Source organism: Paraconexibacter sp., from assembly GCF_041602235.1.
In the GTDB taxonomy this organism is placed as follows: Bacteria; Actinomycetota; Thermoleophilia; order Solirubrobacterales; family Solirubrobacteraceae; genus Paraconexibacter.
On sequence record NZ_JBFIGP010000061.1, the window covers coordinates 1 to 16,386 of the forward strand.

At 72.5% G+C, this 16,386-nt stretch carries 13 protein-coding genes; 5 read left to right on the forward strand and 8 right to left on the reverse strand.

Annotation, left to right across the window (positions count from 1 at the left end; all coding sequences use genetic code 11):
- From ABYE80_RS07235 to ABYE80_RS07265, 7 genes are all read right to left on the reverse strand, one after another.
- Positions 1 to 558 (reverse strand): MlaD family protein (locus ABYE80_RS07235; RefSeq protein WP_372789598.1); only part of this gene is annotated, 558 nt, incomplete at its 3' end.
- Positions 555 to 2,066 carry an MlaD family protein gene (locus tag ABYE80_RS07240; RefSeq protein ID WP_372789599.1) on the reverse strand — a complete coding sequence of 504 codons (1,512 nt, stop codon included), beginning with the start codon at positions 2,064 to 2,066 and terminating at the stop codon, positions 555 to 557. The genes ABYE80_RS07240 and ABYE80_RS07235, both read right to left, overlap by 4 nt.
- Positions 2,063 to 3,493 carry an MlaD family protein gene (locus tag ABYE80_RS07245; protein ID WP_372789600.1) on the reverse strand — a complete coding sequence of 477 codons (1,431 nt, stop codon included), beginning with the start codon at positions 3,491 to 3,493 and terminating at the stop codon, positions 2,063 to 2,065. Before ABYE80_RS07245 ends, ABYE80_RS07240 begins: the two co-directional genes overlap by 4 nt.
- On the reverse strand, positions 3,490 to 5,004 hold the full coding sequence (locus tag ABYE80_RS07250; RefSeq protein ID WP_372789601.1) for an MlaD family protein: 1,515 nt from the start codon (positions 5,002 to 5,004) through the stop codon (positions 3,490 to 3,492). Before ABYE80_RS07250 ends, ABYE80_RS07245 begins: the two co-directional genes overlap by 4 nt.
- A complete protein-coding gene (locus ABYE80_RS07255; RefSeq protein WP_372789602.1) occupies positions 5,001 to 6,305 on the reverse strand; it encodes an MlaD family protein in 1,305 nt (434 codons plus the stop codon). The genes ABYE80_RS07250 and ABYE80_RS07255 overlap by 4 nt, the downstream gene beginning before the upstream one ends.
- Positions 6,306 to 6,317: 12 nt before the next feature.
- The gene (locus tag ABYE80_RS07260; RefSeq protein ID WP_372789603.1) at positions 6,318 to 7,106 is read right to left on the reverse strand and encodes an ABC transporter permease; all 789 of its coding nucleotides are present in this window, start codon (positions 7,104 to 7,106) and stop codon (positions 6,318 to 6,320) included.
- Positions 7,103 to 7,843: an MlaE family ABC transporter permease gene (locus tag ABYE80_RS07265; protein WP_372789610.1), complete on the reverse strand. Its 741-nt coding sequence runs from the start codon at positions 7,841 to 7,843 to the stop codon at positions 7,103 to 7,105. The genes ABYE80_RS07260 and ABYE80_RS07265 overlap by 4 nt, the downstream gene beginning before the upstream one ends.
- A 246-nt stretch (positions 7,844 to 8,089) precedes the next feature.
- Between ABYE80_RS07265 and ABYE80_RS07270 the strand changes: the two genes are divergently transcribed.
- Positions 8,090 to 10,252 carry an aminodeoxychorismate synthase component I gene (locus ABYE80_RS07270; RefSeq protein WP_372789604.1) on the forward strand — a complete coding sequence of 721 codons (2,163 nt, stop codon included), beginning with the start codon at positions 8,090 to 8,092 and terminating at the stop codon, positions 10,250 to 10,252.
- 75 nt (positions 10,253 to 10,327) lie between these two features.
- Positions 10,328 to 12,178, forward strand: a complete 1,851-nt coding sequence (locus ABYE80_RS07275) for a DUF6345 domain-containing protein (RefSeq protein WP_372789605.1) — start codon at positions 10,328 to 10,330, stop codon at positions 12,176 to 12,178.
- A 59-nt stretch (positions 12,179 to 12,237) separates the two neighbouring features.
- On the opposite strand, the gene ABYE80_RS07280 is transcribed toward ABYE80_RS07275, so the two are convergent.
- Positions 12,238 to 13,455, reverse strand: a complete 1,218-nt coding sequence (locus tag ABYE80_RS07280; protein WP_372789606.1) for a hypothetical protein — start codon at positions 13,453 to 13,455, stop codon at positions 12,238 to 12,240.
- Positions 13,456 to 13,583: 128 nt separating this feature from the next.
- On the opposite strand from ABYE80_RS07280, the gene ABYE80_RS07285 reads away from it, so the two are divergent.
- From ABYE80_RS07285 to ABYE80_RS07295, 3 genes are all read left to right on the forward strand, one after another.
- Positions 13,584 to 14,882, forward strand: coding sequence for a D-arabinono-1,4-lactone oxidase (locus ABYE80_RS07285; RefSeq protein WP_372789607.1), 1,299 nt, complete (start codon positions 13,584 to 13,586; stop codon positions 14,880 to 14,882).
- Positions 14,879 to 15,907, forward strand: coding sequence for a 1-aminocyclopropane-1-carboxylate deaminase/D-cysteine desulfhydrase (locus ABYE80_RS07290; RefSeq protein ID WP_372789608.1), 1,029 nt, complete (start codon positions 14,879 to 14,881; stop codon positions 15,905 to 15,907). Before ABYE80_RS07285 ends, ABYE80_RS07290 begins: the two co-directional genes overlap by 4 nt.
- Positions 15,908 to 15,948: 41 nt before the next feature.
- Positions 15,949 to 16,386 (forward strand): PilZ domain-containing protein (locus tag ABYE80_RS07295; RefSeq protein ID WP_372789609.1); only part of this gene is annotated, 438 nt, incomplete at its 3' end.

Here is a 16,386-nt window from a genome sequence, read left to right on the forward strand (position 1 = left end):
CAGCGCTGCGAAGAGCGCGCGCAGGTCCTTGCCCCGCCCCTTCAGGGCCTCGGCACTGCCCGTCGTCAGGATGTTGAAGAACGTCCTGGTGTCGGCGTCGAGGGCGTTGGTCAGCTCGTCGCTGTCGATCGGCACCGAGGTCCGGGCGATCGGGATGAGGCCACCGTCGGGGAGCGGGCGGGCCGGTGGACGGCCCGGGAACAGCTCCATCTGGAGATCCTTGAGCGGGGAGTTCGGGACCAGCGTCGCGTGCGCGTTGTCGCGGACCACGGGGAGCTTGCCCCGGTTGATCTCGAGCTCGACGATCGCGCGACCGTCCCGGAGCTTCACCCCGGTGATCATCCCGACCTTCACACCGGCCACGTTCGCCGGCTGTCCCAGCCCGGGGGTGAGCCCCGGCACCGTCTGGAGCTCGACCTTGACCTGGTAGGTGTCGCGGAAGGGCAGGCTGAGCCGCTGGTTGACCAGGATGTACCCGGCGCAGACCGCGGCCACCGCCATCAGCACGGCCAGCACGATGAGCCAGCGCCCGTAGCGCTCGAGCTGCCGCCGCATCATCGGTCGGCCCCCGCCTTCAGCTTGGCGGCGAGCTGCTTCTCGGCGGACCGCAGCTTCGCGACCGACACCGGCCGCGCGCGGACCGCGCGCCGCTTGATGGTCCGGGACGTCGTGACCCTGGGCGCCGAGCTGGCGACCTGGAGCTTGGGCGCCGGCTGATCACGGCACGGCGCCTCGGGATGGAACTCGGGGTACTTGAACGGACCGTTCCAGCGGGGCCGGATGCCCTGGATGGGGTCCGATCCCGTACCGACCAGCGGGCCGATGCCGGGAATGTCCCCCAGCCCGATCGCCTGGTCCCCGAAGCCGAACAGGTACCGCACCTGGTGGCCGTTGCCGTCGAACGTCGACGCGGCGCTGTTGAGGCCGGTCGCCGAGTGCAGCAGGTCCTGCCAGACCGGGCGGTTCGACGAGAGCGCCCCATCGTCGAGCTTCGTCTGGAGCACCGGGACCAGCCGGTCGCGCACGCAGTCGGTGACCGGGTCGACGAGCGGGAACAACGTGGTCAGGCGCGACTCCAGCTCGGGCAGCGTGGTGACCGCGGGCCGGAGCGTCCGCAGCAGGCCCGGAAGCTCGGCCGGGCGGGTCGCGCGATCGAGCTGGTCCAGCAGCTTGACCGCGCCCCGCAGCACCGGCGGCGCGATGTCGAGGCCGGGGCGCAGCTCGCGTGCGAGCTGGGTCGCGGGCGGGAGCGCCCGGTCGATGGCCCGCAGGGCAGGTGGCGAGCTCTCGAGGACGTTGTCGAGCTCCCGGACGCTCGACCGCAGGGCGTCCTGCTCGGAGGCGAGCGCGTTCGTGGTCCGCGCCATGCCGGTGACCAGCCCCCCGAGCGCGCGCTCGTTGGACGCCAGCGCCGCCGTGATGCGCGACAGCGACCGGACGGTCTGCGACACGTCGTGGGTCTCGACCCCGCGGGCGGCCTTGGCGACGATCGCCACGTCGCGCAGCGCGGGCGCCGCCGGACGGGCGGCCGCACCGAGGTCCTGGGCCCCGCCCTTCGCCAGCGCGGTCCCCGCCTCGTCGAGCACGGTGCGCAGCGCATCGCGGGACGGCCGACCGAGGCTGCCGGTCAGCACCTGATCGAACTGGACGGGGATGGCGGTCTGCGAGAGCGGGATCGTCCCGCCGTCCCGGATCTCCGGCGCGCTCGGGCTGCCGGGATGCAGCTCCACGTAGAAGCCGCCCTCGAGGAACAGGCGCGGCCGGATGCGCAGCTCGGCGTCGGTGTGGACCGGTCGCCCGCTGTCCTTGAACTCCATCGTCACGATCGACGTCGTCCCGGGACCGTGCGCGAGCTTCACGACCTTGGCCACGTCCACGCCGGCGATGCGCACCGGCGAGCCCTTGCGCAGCTGGTTGGAGTTCGAGAAGACCGCCTCGACCCGGTAGCCCTCGACGAGCGGGACGCGCTTGGTGAAGGCGAGGTAGACCCCGGCGAGGAACAGGACGATGAACAGCGCTCCCAGCACGGGCGTCGGGATGCGGTGCGATGCCTGGACGCGCCTCATCGACCGATCTCCTTCAGCAGCCCGGCCGCGCGAGCCCGGCGGGTCGCGCTCGCCGGGGCTTGGGTCAGCTCCGTGCTCGCCGGCTGCAGGCCCGGCGGGTTCCCGATGTGCCGGCCGGGGAGGTACGGCTCGTTGCCGCTCTCGCACTCCCGCGCGTTGTTGTTGGGCGTCGGGTTGGCGTGCAGGTTGTCTGCCGGGCCCGCGCTCTGCAGCTGCTGGTTCAACCCCAGCATGAAGAGGGCGTTGAGCGCGGACCCGTCGACGTTGCCGTACGCCACGACGTCACCGAGGTTCCTCGTGGAGAGGCCCAGGATGTTGCAGGTCTTCTGCGCCGGCAGCAGCGTCTGGAGGGTCACGTCGAGCGTCTCGACCGTCGTGGTCAGCTTGCGGACGGCGGCCGGCGCCGAGGGGTTGCGGGCCAGGCGCTCCAGCGCCAGGAGCGTGGTCCGCAGCCGCGAGGAGAGGTCGGGGACCCGCCGCACGACCGGCGTGGTCGCCCGGACCGCATCCGCCAGGCGTTGCGAGGCGCGCGGCAGGAGCGCGGCGCCGGGCCGCAACCGGGTGGCGATCGCGGTGGCGTCGTCCAGCACCGGCCGGGCGACGCGCAGCGCGGACGTCACCGCCCTTTCGGTGCGCGGGAGCTCCTCGATGCTCTGCTCCAGCTCGGGCCCGGCGGCGTCGAGCGCCTGGAGCGTCCTGGCGCCGTTGAGCAGCAGCGACGAGACCCGAGGGGCGACGGGCTCGATCGCCCGCGAGGTCGCGCCGAGGCCCCGCACGAAGTCGTCGAGCCGGGTATCCGGATCGGCGAGCACCGCCAGGACCCGCTGGGCCGGGGGGATCACCTTCGCCGTCTCCGCGACCGTCTCGTTGAGATCGGCGCCGCGACCGGCGAGGGCGTCGCCGAGCACCGTCACGACGCTCCGGATCCCCTTCGAGGTCTCGTCGTCGAACACGTTGAACGCCTCGTCGAGCTCGACGATCGGCTGGGCCTGCTCGATGGGGATCGAGCCGCCCGGAGGGATCCCGCGTGAGCTCTTGCCCGGGATGACGTCGAGGTACTTCGCGCCGAGGATCGAGCGGGGGCGCACGCGTACCTCGGAGTCGACGGGCAGGCCCGCCTTGTCCTCCTGCAGTTCGAGGTACAGGCGCGCCCGGGCCGGCTGCGTCGGCGTCGCGGGCAGCGCCTCGATCTCCTTGATGATGCCGATGCGGGCGCCGCCGATCCGGACCTCCGAGCCGCCGGGCGTGAGCTCCGCGGCGTCCGGCACGATCGCGGAGATCTGGTACGCGGGGACGTACGGCAGGCCTTTGTTGGCGTTGTAGGAGAGCAGCACGCCGATGACCGTGACGATCAGGATCATCGACCCGACGAGGATCGGGTTCCCGAACAGCTCGCCGGGGTTGAAGCTTGACTGTCGCCGGTTCATCCGAGGAGGTACTCCAGGAGACCTTGGGAGGCGGCGTCATCGGAGCGCCCGTCGAGCGCCCGGCCGAGTCCCTTGACGTCCAGCCCGGGGATCTCGGGCAGGGTGAGGGTGGGCAGGCCCGGCAGGCGGATCTCCGGTCGCTTGGGTGCCGTGGGCTTCGGCGCCGGGCGCGCCGGTACGGGCAGCGGCCGGGACTGCTTCCTCGCCGGCGTGTCCGCGGGCGCTCGGCCGGCCGGGCGGGAGGCTTGCCGCCGCACGGTCGGGGTGGGCGTCGTGTAGGTCGCGCGGCAGTCCGGCGACGGCGTCTCGGCGAAGATCGCGCACGCGTTGAAGAACGCGTGGGCCGGGGCGATGTGGCCGTGCTTGTCGTACCGGCCGGTGAAGCCGACCGCGTTGTACGCGAACCGCCCGACCGACTCGGTGACGCCGCGGTCCCGCAGGTTCGTCACGAGGTCCGCGAGCTGCGTGCCGGTCGGCAGCGCCGCGCCCGCGAAGGTCCGCAGCAGGTCCACGACCGGTGCCGCGACCTCGATCGTCCGCCGCCCGGTCACCGAGGTCGTGTTGAGGGACCGCAGCGCCGGCCGACCGGCCTCGGCGAAGGGCTTCACCTGGGTGAGCAGCCGCGTGAGCTGCGGTGCCGCTGCCCGCAACTGGCGCAGCAGCGGCGTCGAGGCGCGGCTGAACGTCTCGAACCGCCGCACCGTCGGCTCGGTCTCGTCCAGGAGCGCCGGGAGGTCCCGGATGCCCTGGCGGAGCGCGGAGGTGTGCCGGGCGGTTCTCGAGGTGAGGCGTGCCGCGCGGTCGACGAAGTCGCCGACGCGCTCGGGTCGCTGCGCGAGCTGCGCGACGACCGCGTCCGTCGCGCTGACGGCGTCCTGGAGGTCGCGCTTGTCCCGCTCCAGACGCTGCAGGACGTCCCGCACGAGCCCGAGCGTCGGGCTGGCGCGCCGGATGATCTCGTTGACGTCCGTGCCGCGCCCGGCCAGCCCGAGGCCCAGCGAGCTCACGATCACCGTGAAGCGCTGGCGCACCGGCAGGTTGAAGATGTTGAACAGGTCGGTGATGGCGACCGGGACCTTGGTGCGTTCCACGGGGACCGTCGGCACCCCGTTCTCCTGCTGCAGCTCACGGCCGTCCGGCGAACCCGGGTCGCACTGGACGAAGCGCTCGGAGATGAGGCCCTCCGGCTGGATGTCGCAGGCCGCATCGCTCCTGAACGGGGCGAACCGGCCGTCCACGGTCATCTCGATCCGGGCCTTGAAGTCCTCGGTGAGCGTGACGTCGTCCACCGAGCCGACACGAGCACCGGCGATCTTCACGACCTGCCCGGGGATGATGCCCTTGGCGGTGTCGAAGATCGCGTTCACGCGGTACGTCGAGGGAGTGCCGTCGGCGGCCCCGGACCTCGAGGCGCCGAGCGTCAGGGCGAGGCCGGCGACCGCCAGCGCGGCCAGGGTCGCCAGGACGAGGACCCGTCGCCCCCCACCCGTGGCTGTGCGCCCCGCGCTCACGGGCGGTTCTCCGACGGGTCGCAGATCGACGGGTCCGGCACGTAGGGGTTGGAGCCGTCCGGCGCCGGGTCGCCGGCGGCCCCGGGACAGCGCGCGGTCACGCCCGTGCGGACGCCCGGCGTGTTCGCCAGGCCGCCGAGGTTCAGCAGGCCCGTTCCGGCCGGGCCGCCGCCGGAGAACCCGATCCGGGCGAAGTGGCCGTTGGCGTCGTAGTTCGTCGTGGCGTAGCCGCCGAGGCCGTTGAACAGGCCGGTGACGAGGTCGGGAGCGTAAGGACGGATCCCCGTGAAGATCGACGCGGCCGACCGCACGGAGCTCGTCGCCGAGGTCACGGCGGGCAGGGCCACCTCCGCGAGCGCGGGGGCGTCCCGCAGCACCGTCCGCAGGGCGGGGAGCAGATCGACGAGGTCGTCGAGCACCGGTCGGGCCTGGCGGGAGGTGGACGGGAGGTCGCGCAGGAGGTCGGCGAGCGGGGCGGCGGCCGGTCGCAGGGACCGCAGGGTCGGGCGGAACTCCGCGAGGGTCCGGCGCGTCGTCGCCAGCGTGGAGCGGGCCTGACGCAGCACGCCCGGGGCGCGGGTCAGGGCGTCCTGGAGGGACGTCCGCTCGTCGGCGATCGCCCGCAGCGTGCGGGCGGTGCTCGTGATGCCGGACCCGACGTCTCCCTGGCGGCTCGCCAGGACGCCGGCGACGGTCGCCCCGGTGCTGATGAGCTTGCCGACGGCGGCCGTGTCGTACGCCAGCTCCTCCGCCAGCGCACGACCCTGCGCGACGGCCGGGTTGAGGTACTCGGTGGCGCGATTCGCGTCCGGAGCGGTCCCCTGGAAGATCTTGTCGCCGTCCTTGATGATCCGCTGCAGCTTCGTGCGGGTCTTCTCGTCGAGCGCGTCGAGGACGGTGTCGAGGTCGACGACCGGCCTGGTCTCGGACTGCTGCAGGACGCCGCCGTCCTCGATCTCGGGGGCGTCGGACGGTCCCGGCAGCAGGTCGACGTAGCGGTTGGTGACACCCGACAGGCCGACGAGGCGGACCTGGGCGACGGTGCCCCGATGCAGCGGCCGCGCGTTGTCGTCGGTGATGGTCATGACCAGCTCGGCCTGGTTGTCCTGCGTCAGGCGGATGTCGGTGACCTTGCCCACCGGCTGCCCGGCGACCATGACCAGCCCGCCCTTGACCAGCTGACCGGCGTCGACCATCCGCGCCTTCACGACGTAGTCGCCACCGCCGCCCAGCAGGATCGCCGCGGCCGCCGCCAGCCCGACGACCAGTGCCGCAACCGCCGCGGCGCGCGGAGTGCTCACGTGCCGCACGCGTCAGCCACCGATCGGGGCCCGAGGGTTCCCGCCCCAGAAGATCTGCGTCCCGAGCATCCCGATGATGTGGATGCCGAAGATGTTCATCACCATCGACTTCGCGGTCGCCCGCCCGACCCCGACCGGTCCCCCGCTCACGTTGTAGCCGTAGTACACGCCGACGAGGACGACGAACGTCGCCATGAACAGGCCCTTGATGGACGAGTAGAGGAGGTCCACCGGGTTCTGGAACTGCCAGAAGATCTGGAAGTAGCCGCCCGCGGAGACCTCCCCGATCTGCTGGACGACGGCGATGTAGGAGCCGAGGAAGCCGGCGGCCACCGCGATGATGTAGACGAACGGCAGCACCATCCACATGCCCAGCAGGCGCGTGGCGCACAGGTAGAGCATCGAGTTGAAGCCCATCACCTCGAGCGCGTCGATCTCGTCGGAGATGCGCATCGACCCGAGCTCGGCGACCATGCCGGTGCCGACCTTCGCCGCCATCATGTAGCCGAAGGCGTACGGGGTGATCTCGCGCAGGTCGCACAGCGCGGTGAAGGCGCCGACCGTGGACGGCGAGCCGACGGCTCGTGAGCCGTACGCCCCCTCGATCCCGCACTGCAGGCCGAGGATGAAGACCAGGCCCAGCACGATGAGCACCGACCCGACGACGAGGATGCCCGCCTGGCGCAGCGCCTCGCCGAAGAAGCGCAGGACCCGCAGCGAGTAGACGTCGCCCATGACGCGGCCGCAGAACCGCAGCCACGTCCCGAAGGGCAGGAAGATCCGCTCGTTGAGGACGCTCATCGGACGGCCGACAGCTCCGGATGCGTGGCCAGCAGGGTCTGGGTGAACACGTAGTTGAACGCCCCGATCCCGAGGAACGCGATGACCACCGCCTGGTTCACCGCGCGTCCGACGCCCTCCGGCCCGCCCTTGGCGGTCAGGCCCTTGTAGCAGCAGACGATCGCGATGATCGCGCCGAACAGCGTGGTCTTGAGCAGCGAGCCCCACAGCTCGGTGGTGGTCGCGTTCGTGAAGTAGGTCGCGAAGAACGGCCCGATGGGAGCGTCGTTGGAGTAGGTGACGAGGACGCCGCCGAAGGTGCCGAAGATCAGCGCGTAGACGTTGAACATCCCGGTCGCGAGCATCAGCGCCAGGAAGCGGGGCACGACCAGGTTCTTGATCGGGTCGACGCCGAGGACCTGCAGGGCGTCGAGCTCCTCGCGGATCTTGCGGGCCCCGAGGTCCGCGCACATCGCGGTCCCCGCGACCCCGGCCATGACGATCGCGCAGACCAGCGGCGCGAACTCCCGCACGACGGCGAGCACGAACAGGCCCCCGAGTCGGTCCAGCGCGCCGAACAGGTTGAGGAAGTTCGCCGCCTGGATGCCCGACGGGCCGTAGGTGAACGCCACCGACGCGACGATCATCGGGAACCAGCACAGCCGCAGCGCGAACAGGAACTGCGACACGAACTCGCCGCCGTAGGGGTACGGCGGGCGGATGGCGGACACGATGGTCTTGCCCGTCAGGATGCCCATCGAGCCGATGGTCTCGATGAAGTCCCGCAGCGGAAGGAACGCCCGATCGGCGACCCCGCGCATTGTTCCCGCCTGCACTCCCACGCATCCCCTCCGGGCGCGTCCCACCGGTCCGTGTCCAGCAGCTCCGTGACGCGGCGGTGACACTAGTGCACATTGGCCGGGTCAGGCAACCAGCTACCGCGGGACCGTCCCCCCGCCCGATGGGGGCGGCCACGCGGGTGGGCCGCGCGCGATGATGCCCCCGTGTCCGCTGCCGTTCCGACCGTCGCGACGCTGATCCGTGAGCCGCTCGGCGTCCCGCTGGCGACCTGGCGGGCGCCCCTGCTGCTGCGCGGCGAGGCGTGCGGGACCGCGCTGCTGGGCGACTGGGCCGACGGCTCGCGCGCGATCGTCACCGGAGCGCCCCTCGTCGTCCTGCGGCCGACGGAGGACCCGTTCGCGGCGGTCGAGCGGCTCCCGACGCTCGCGCCGGCGCACCCGCCCCGGGCGGCCACGCCGCCGGCTCCGCACGCGCCCGCCCCTCCCGGCGCGGACCTCGCGGGCGCGGTCGGCGGAGGATGGTTCGGGCGGTTCGGCTACCCGCTCGGCCGGCGCCTGGAACCGGTCGGTGGTCCACCCCCGCGACCGTGCGCCCTCCCGGACGCGTCGCTGGCCTTCCACGACCATCTGGTGCGGCAGGACGCCGAGGGCACGTGGTGGTTGGAGGCCCTCTGGACCGACCGACGCGACGCGGAGCTCCGCGACCGGTTCGAGGAGCTGCGCGCGCTCGCGCTCGCCCTCGAGACCGAGGCCGCGCAGCCGCAGCAGGTCGTCACCGGCCCCTGGGACGCGCACCCCTCCGCCTCCGCGCATGCCGCGGCGGTCGAGGCCTGCGTCGAGCGCATCGCGGCGGGCGACCTGTTCCAGGCCAACCTGTGCCAGCGCCTGGAGTCCCGGACCGAGGGTGACCTCCTCGAGCTGTTCACGGCCGCCTGGCGCTCCCTCACCCCCGCCAAGGCGGCGTTCTGCCGTGGCCACTGGGGTTCGGTGGCCTCGCTGTCCCCCGAGCTGTACCTGCGCCGCGACGGACGCACCGTGGTGAGCTCACCGATCAAGGGCACGCGCTCGCGCGGACCCGACGAGGTGGCCGACCACGAGGCCCGTCAGGAGTTGCTCGGCTCCGAGAAGGACCGCGCCGAGCACGTGATGATCGTCGACCTCGTCCGCAACGACCTCGGTCGCGTCTGCGAGGCGGGCTCCGTCCGCGTTCCCGCACTTGCCGTACCGCGTCCCGCGCCAGGGGTGTGGCATCTCGTGTCCGACGTGAAGGGCACGCTGCGCGATGGGGTCGGGGACGGCGAGCTGCTGCATGCGACCTTCCCGCCCGGCTCGGTGACGGGGGCGCCGAAGATCGCCGCGATGCGCGTCATCCACGAGCTCGAGAGCACCGGACGGGAGACCTACACCGGGGCCATCGGCATGGTCTCGCCCGCCGGAGGCCTGGATCTCAACGTGGCGATACGCACCTTCGAGGCCGCCGGCGGCCGGATCTGGCTCGGGGTGGGCGGCGGCATCGTCGCCGACTCCACCGGTCAGGACGAAGCGCGGGAGGCGGCCGACAAGGCGGCCCCGCTGCTCGCCGCGATCGGGGCGCCGCCGTTCGTGCGCGGGGCGAGCGGCTCGGCGGCCATCCCCCCGCCCCGTCCGGTCCCCCCGCGGCGCGGTCCGGTCCCACTGCCCCGGCCGGAGCCCGAGCGCGGCGTCTTCGAGACCCTGCTCGTGGTGGGCGGCGAGCCGCAGCACGTCGAGGCGCACGTCGCACGGCTCACGGACAGCACCGTCGCGCTCTGGGACGACGCGATAGCGCTGCGACCGCTGCTGGCGCGGATGCACGCCGCGATCACCGCCGCCGGGTCCGACCGGGAGCCCCGGGCGCGCCTGCGGGTCGACGTCCGGCCCGGGGCCGCGGGACGCCTCGAGGTGCGGGCCGTGTGCTCCCCCCTCCCTCCGGCCACGCCGTCCCCCGTGGCGCTGGTCCCCGTGGTGGTGCCGGGCGGGTTCGGCGCCCACAAGTGGTCCGACCGCCGGCTGTGGGACGCCCTCGCGCCGTCGCGTCCCGATGCCCTGGCACTCGCGGTCGATCTCGACGGGTTCGTCCTCGAGACCTCGCGGGCCAACGTGTTCGTCGTCCTCGCCGACGGGAGTGTCGCCACGCCCCCGCTCGACGGCCGCATCCTTCCGGGGACGACCCGTGGTCGGGAGCTCGAGCGACTGCGGACCGCTGGTGTCTGCGTCGTCGAACGCGCGATCGCGCTGGAAGAGGTCGCCGACGCGCCCGAGATCCGGCTCACCGGAGCCCTGCGCGGCGTCGAGCGCGCCGTCCTGTGCGAGCCGCGGCCGGGACCGCTCGCCGTGAGAGCGAACTGAGACCACGGGCGCAGTCAGCTCTGGCACGCTCACGCGTGCGCGTCACCCGGACGCGCAACTCGACAGGGAGGACCCATGCTTCACCCAGCCGCCGTCCGGCGCGCGACGATCGCCGCCGCACTCCTGTCCCTGGCCGCTGCGACCCCGTCGCCGGCGGCCACCGCCAAGCGCCTGCCGGTCTACAAGGTCAACGCGCAGGGGATCTCCAGCGCCCAGGCCAAGGCCGTGGCGAAGGCGTTCGACCTCCGCACGCCCGTGCGCCGCGTCCAGGGCGTCCCGACCTACCTCGACTCCGCGCGGTTCCTCCGCGTGCCGAGCGTCGTCGTCACCCCGGACGCCGGGCTCGACGAGGACGGCAACCCGACCAACGAGCAGGCCTTCGACCTCCCCGCACTCGCGAAGCTCAAGGTCCTCAGCCCGGCCGACGCCCTCAGCCGGGTCACGAAGGCTCTCGACGACGCCGGACTCGGTGAGCTCGGCTCCGCCTCGACGAGCCAGTCCCGCATCGGGCTGTTCGGCCCCGCGGGGGCGATCGCCAGCAAGGTGCTCGGCACCCAGGTCTCGTTCAAGCGCAAGATCAGCGGTCTCCCCGTCGTCGGACCGGGCGAGAACGCCAGCGTGATGCTCGCCGGCGACGGCTCGGTGAGCCGGCTGAATCTCGCGTCGCGCCGCGTCACCAAGACCGACACCACGCGGAAGGTCATCCCGGCCGAGAAGGCCGACGCCACCGCCGCGCAGGCGTTCACCGGCGGCTGCCCGAACCAGCAGCTCAAGCTCTCGCGCCGGCTCGTCTACTACTCGCCGCCCGCAACCGTGAAGGCTCGCGCCGTCGTCCCGCACTACGAGTACCGGGCCTCCACGGTCAACGGCGGCCAGGTCGTCAACCTCCTCGGGCGCTACGTCCCGGCGGTACAGGGCGTCGCACCGGTGCCGAAGATCACCGTGACGCTGAACGGCTCCACGGTCACCGGCCGGACCGGCGTGAAGGGCGGCAAGGCCCCGTACACGTACAGCTACACGACCTGCTCGGGCGGCCTCGCCGGTCCCGGCGGCCCGTCGTTCTCCTACCAGCTGCAGTCACGCGAGCCGCTGAGCCGCGAGTCGGTGACGGTCGCCGTGACCGACGCCAACGGGGTCACCGGCTACGACACGGCGACCCTGGAGATCCCGCCCGGGGCGACCGCACCGCCGTCGGCGCGGAGGCGGGCCACGGCGTCGGTGACCGGCGTCAAGGACTTCGGCGTCTCCTACATCGGAGCCGAGCAGGACGTGCCCGGCGCCGAGCAGCACGCGCTGGACTTCAGCGCGCTCGCCGACGACGTGGCGGTGAAGCGGTACTCCTGGGGGCACGCGAACTTCTGGGACACCGACTACATCGACCCGAGTCTCGGCGGCGACGACTCCTCCTACGCCGACAACGTCGACCTGGCGTTCGTGACCGCCCACGGCTGGCCCGGGGGGTTCGTCTCGGGCCGGGCCGACGGAGCGGGCGGCCTGCGGGACGTGCAGTTCAGCGAAGCGAAGTGGGGCAACGGCGACATGGAGTGGATGGCGCTGCTGTCCTGCCAGACGCTGAAGTTCAACGACGGCGGGAAGACCCTCTTCGACCGCTGGTACAAGAGCTGGGCGGGCCTGCACCTCCAGCTCGGGTTCTCGACCAACGCCTACAACACCGACGGGTTCGGGAAGGCGTTCGGCTTCAACGTGATCAAGCTCAAGCTGCCGATCGTGAGCGCCTGGGCCCTCGCGTCCCATACGAACCAGCCGGCCGGAGTCGTCTACGGCTTCGCGGGTCCCCTGAAGCCGGTCCCGGGGTCGAACAACACGCAGTTCATCAGCAACTACAACGACAAGGCCTGGTCCGGCCCGAGCTCGGCGGACATCCAGCCCACCGGGTACTACTGGGCGCTGTACGGCCAGGTCTGATCGCCTGGCCGTACCGACCCCGGCGGGCGCGTGCCCGTCCGGGGTCGGGGCCCGGCCCCTTAGTTCAGGCCCATCCGCGGCTCGCCGTTGAGCAAGCCGTTCGCCGTCCGGGTGCACGTGCCACCGCGCGGCACGCCGCCGTTGTAGGCGAGTCGCACGCAGGCGCGGAGCGCCAGCTGGCCCCAGTAGTTGGGGTGCAGCGACTCCTGGATGTAGTAGTTGGAGCCGCAGCAGGTCGAGACGGTGCGGATCTGGTTGACCCACTCCGTCTGGTCGACGGCGCCCGAGCTCCACCAACCGGCCAGGCCCTTCTCCTCGATCAGCCCGACCGTGTTCTCGCACAGGCGGCGACCGTTGAACGCGCTGGACACGTTCATGGTCTTGAGGTTCGACATGCCCGTCTGCGATGCGGCGTTGAACACCGCGTTGTTGATCGTCGGCAGCGCGGTGCTGTTGGCCCAGGTCGCGTCGTTGTTCCAGAACCCGCATCCGCCGACGCTCTGACGGGTGTAGCCGCTCTCGGAGTAGCGGATGCCGCTGCCGTTGGGGAGCGGCGACTCGTAGTTCTGCACGAGGATCGTGTACTGCGAGCTGCTGTAGCCGGCGTTGGTCATCGCCGTCTTCAGGTTCAGGATCGCGTTCTTGATGAGCGTCGTCTTGGCGGACACGTTCGACGAGGTGAAGTTCGCCGTGACCGACGAATCGTCGTTGCAGTAGTCCTTCCACCAGGTCGGAGAGCTCGCCCAGTTGGTGACGCAGGTCTGCACGATCGAGCCGAAATTGAAGTCGTTGCCGCCGATCGAGACCACGACCATCTTCACGTTCTTGGCCGTCGCCGTCTCCTGCAGCATGCGGGCCTGGCCCTTGTTCGAGCCGCTCAGGTAGAAGTCCAGACCGGGCTTGAAGTTGCCGTCACCGTCGGTGAAGGTCGAGGTCTTGGCCCCCGAGCAGGCGAGGTTCACGCCCTGGACGCCGCCCCCGATGAAGGTCTCGGCGGACTTGGAGCGGTGGCAGCGGTTGATCTGCTCGGCGGTGTTCGAGGCGTTGTCGAAGTACGCGGTCGAACCGAGCGCGTCGTGGTAGTACTCGCCGTTGTTGGAGTTGCCCGCCCAGCGGCCGGCCTCCCCGGAGATGTACGAGTCGCCGACCGTGACGATCGTCGGTGTGCCGACGCCGGGACTGGCCGTGGCGACGGACGCCGTGATGCCGAGCGACGCGAGCGCGAGCAGCACGGAGCTGAGGACGACGCGTCGCCGCGCCGGGACAACCTTGGACATGAGGCTCTCCTGAGTGAGGTTGTGGTCCGCGTCCCCTGCCGGGGCCCGCGCGACCGAGAGGCGGGCAGCCTAGTCCTGGCGCGTGGGCGAACGCAAGCGCTGCGCACACGCCGGATACGCTGCCCTCCATGGCCGAGACCTGGACCAACTGGGCACGCGAGCAGACCTGCACCCCCGCGGCGTTCGAGCAGCCGGGGTCGGTGGCCGAGGTCGCGAGCGCGGTGCGGGCGGCCGCGTCCGCCGGACGCGCGGTGCGCGTCGCGGGGTCCGGGCACTCGTTCACGCCGTGCGTGCTGACCTCCGGCACCCTCCTCTCCCTGCGACGGATGGACCGTGTCCTCGACGTCGACCGCGATGCGGGCCTGGTCCGCGTCGAGGCCGGCATCACGCTGAACGCCTGCAGCGAAGCGCTGGCGGAGCACGGACTCGCGTTCGAGAACCTCGGCGACATCGACGTGCAGTCCATCGCGGGCGCCACCGCGACGGGCACCCACGGCACCGGTGCCCGGCTGCGGAACCTGTCGAGCGCCCTCCACGCGGTCGAGCTCGTGACGGGCGACGGCGAGGTCGTCGAACTCGACGAGGCGACCGATCCGGACGGGTGGCGCGCGGCACGCGTGAGCGTCGGCGCGCTGGGGGTCGTGACCGCCGTGACCCTCCGCGCCGTCCCGGCGTTCACCCTCCGCGGCGTCGACGAGCCACGGCCGCTGAGCGAGGTCCTGCCCCGCCTCGACGAGCTCGCCGATGCCCACGACCACTTCGAGTTCTTCACGTTCCCGCACAGCCCGCTCGCGCTGACGCGGACGAACACGCGCGTCGACGAGGCCCCTCGGCCACGTGGCCGCGTCTCGGCCTGGTTGCGGGAGGACCTCCTCACCAACCACGCGTTCGACCTCGCCTGCCGCGTGGGACGCGCCCGTCCCTCGTGGATCCCGCGCATCAACCGCGTGCTCTCACGGGGCTCCGGACGCTCGGTCCGCGTCGACCGCAGCTACCGCATCTTCTCCAGCCCGAGGAGCGTCCGCTTCACGGAGATGGAGTACGCCATCCCCCGCGCGCACGCACGCGAGGCGATCGAGGCCGCCCGCGCGCTCGTGCCGGACCGCGGCTTCGCGGTCCCGTTCCCGCTCGAGCTGCGTTTCGTGGCGGGCGACGACGCGTTCCTGTCCCCGGCCGGGGGGCGCGACACCTGCTACATCGCCGCCCACATGTACGAGGGCATGGAGTGGGAGCCCTACCTGCGCGCCGTCGAGGAGATCATGGTCGGGTTCGGCGGGCGCCCGCACTGGGGCAAGCGCCACTTCCGCACTGCCGCCGATCTGGCGCCGGCCTACCCGGACTGGGACCGCTTCCAGGCCGTCCGTGACCGGCTCGACCCGCAGCGGACGTTCACCAACCCCTACGTGGCCGAGGTCCTGGGCCCGTGACCCGCGTCCACCTGCACGAGCGGTTCCCGGAGATCTCGCCCTCCGCGCTGCCGCACGTCCGCCTGGGGACGGCGCCGTCGCCCGTCCGCCGCATCGAGGGACTCACGGCGGGCGGCGCCGACGTGTGGGTCAAGGACGAGGGCGCCTACGGCGACGGCGGCTGGGGCGGCAACAAGGTCCGCAAGCTCGAGTGGCTGCTGCCCGAGGCCCAGCGGCGCGGCGCGCGCACGGTGATGACGTTCGGGGCGCTCGGCACCAACCACGGGCTCGCGACCGCTCTCTACGCGCGTGACCAGGGACTCGATGCCGCGGTGGCGGTCGTCGACCAGCCGCTGGACGAGCACGTCGAGCGGCAGTTCGCCCGCCTGTGCGCGTCGGGCGCGACCGTCCACCGGACCCGGACCAAGGCGCGCACCGTCGTCGCCGCCCCCGGCCTCGTGCTGCAGCACACCTCGCTGGTTCCGCGGCGCGGCGTGCGGGCGATCGTCCCGCCGTACGTCTTCCCGGCCGGAGGGTCCAACCCCGTCGGCGTGCTGGGCACCGTCGAGGCCGCCCTGGAGCTCGCCGCCCAGGTACGGGCCGGGGAGCTCCCCGAGCCGTCGCACGTCGTGCTCGCCGTGGGGACCGGCGGGACGGCCGCCGGGTTCGCCCTGGGGTTCGCCCTGGCCGGCCTGCGGACCCGCGTGCACGCCGTGATCGTCAACGACACGCTGCGGCTCGACGAGCGCCAGATGCTCGGTCTGGCCCGCCGCACGGCGGCGCTGCTGCGCCGGCGCGGGGCGGACCTGGGTCCGTTGCTCCTGGGACCGGGGGTCCTCGGCGTCGACACCGCGGAGCTCGGCCCGGGCTACGGGTATCCGACCCAGGCCTGCACCGACGCGATCGCCGTCGGCAGCGAGCACGGTGTGCACCTGGACCCCGTGTACACCGGCAAGGCGATGGCGGCCCTCCGGAGCGCCGGGCGCACCGGCCGGTACGGAGCGGGACCGGTCCTCCTGCTGCAGACGCACGGCCCGCGTCCCTGACGGGCCCTCAAGCCGCGCACACGCACGTCGATCACCTGGGTGTGAACCCGCACCCCGAGCCCGGAGTCGTCGCCGACGTCGTTCTCGACGGAGGCTGGCGTCGCAACGTGACCGTGATCGGCGGCGCCGACCCGGTGCTGCTGCGGCCGATCGAAGGTCCCGCCACCCTGCCCGGCACGCTGACCTGGTGCCCGGCCTGCCTCGAATGGCGCGACGGACACCGCGCCGCGCGGCTCAACGGCATGCTCACCCACGCCGCCGAGGGGTTCGCGCTGACGCCGATCGGCAGCGGTCGCACCCTGCAGCGCCGGCGGTTCGTCCGCGTCGCCGCCGAGGTGCCCGCCGCCCTCGTCGCCCACGACCAGCGGGTCATCGCCCGCACGATCAACCTCTCGCTGGGCGGGATGCTCGTGGCGGACGCCGCGGACCTGCGGATCGACGAGCCCCTGCAGTTCGCGCTCGACGTCGGCTCGGACACG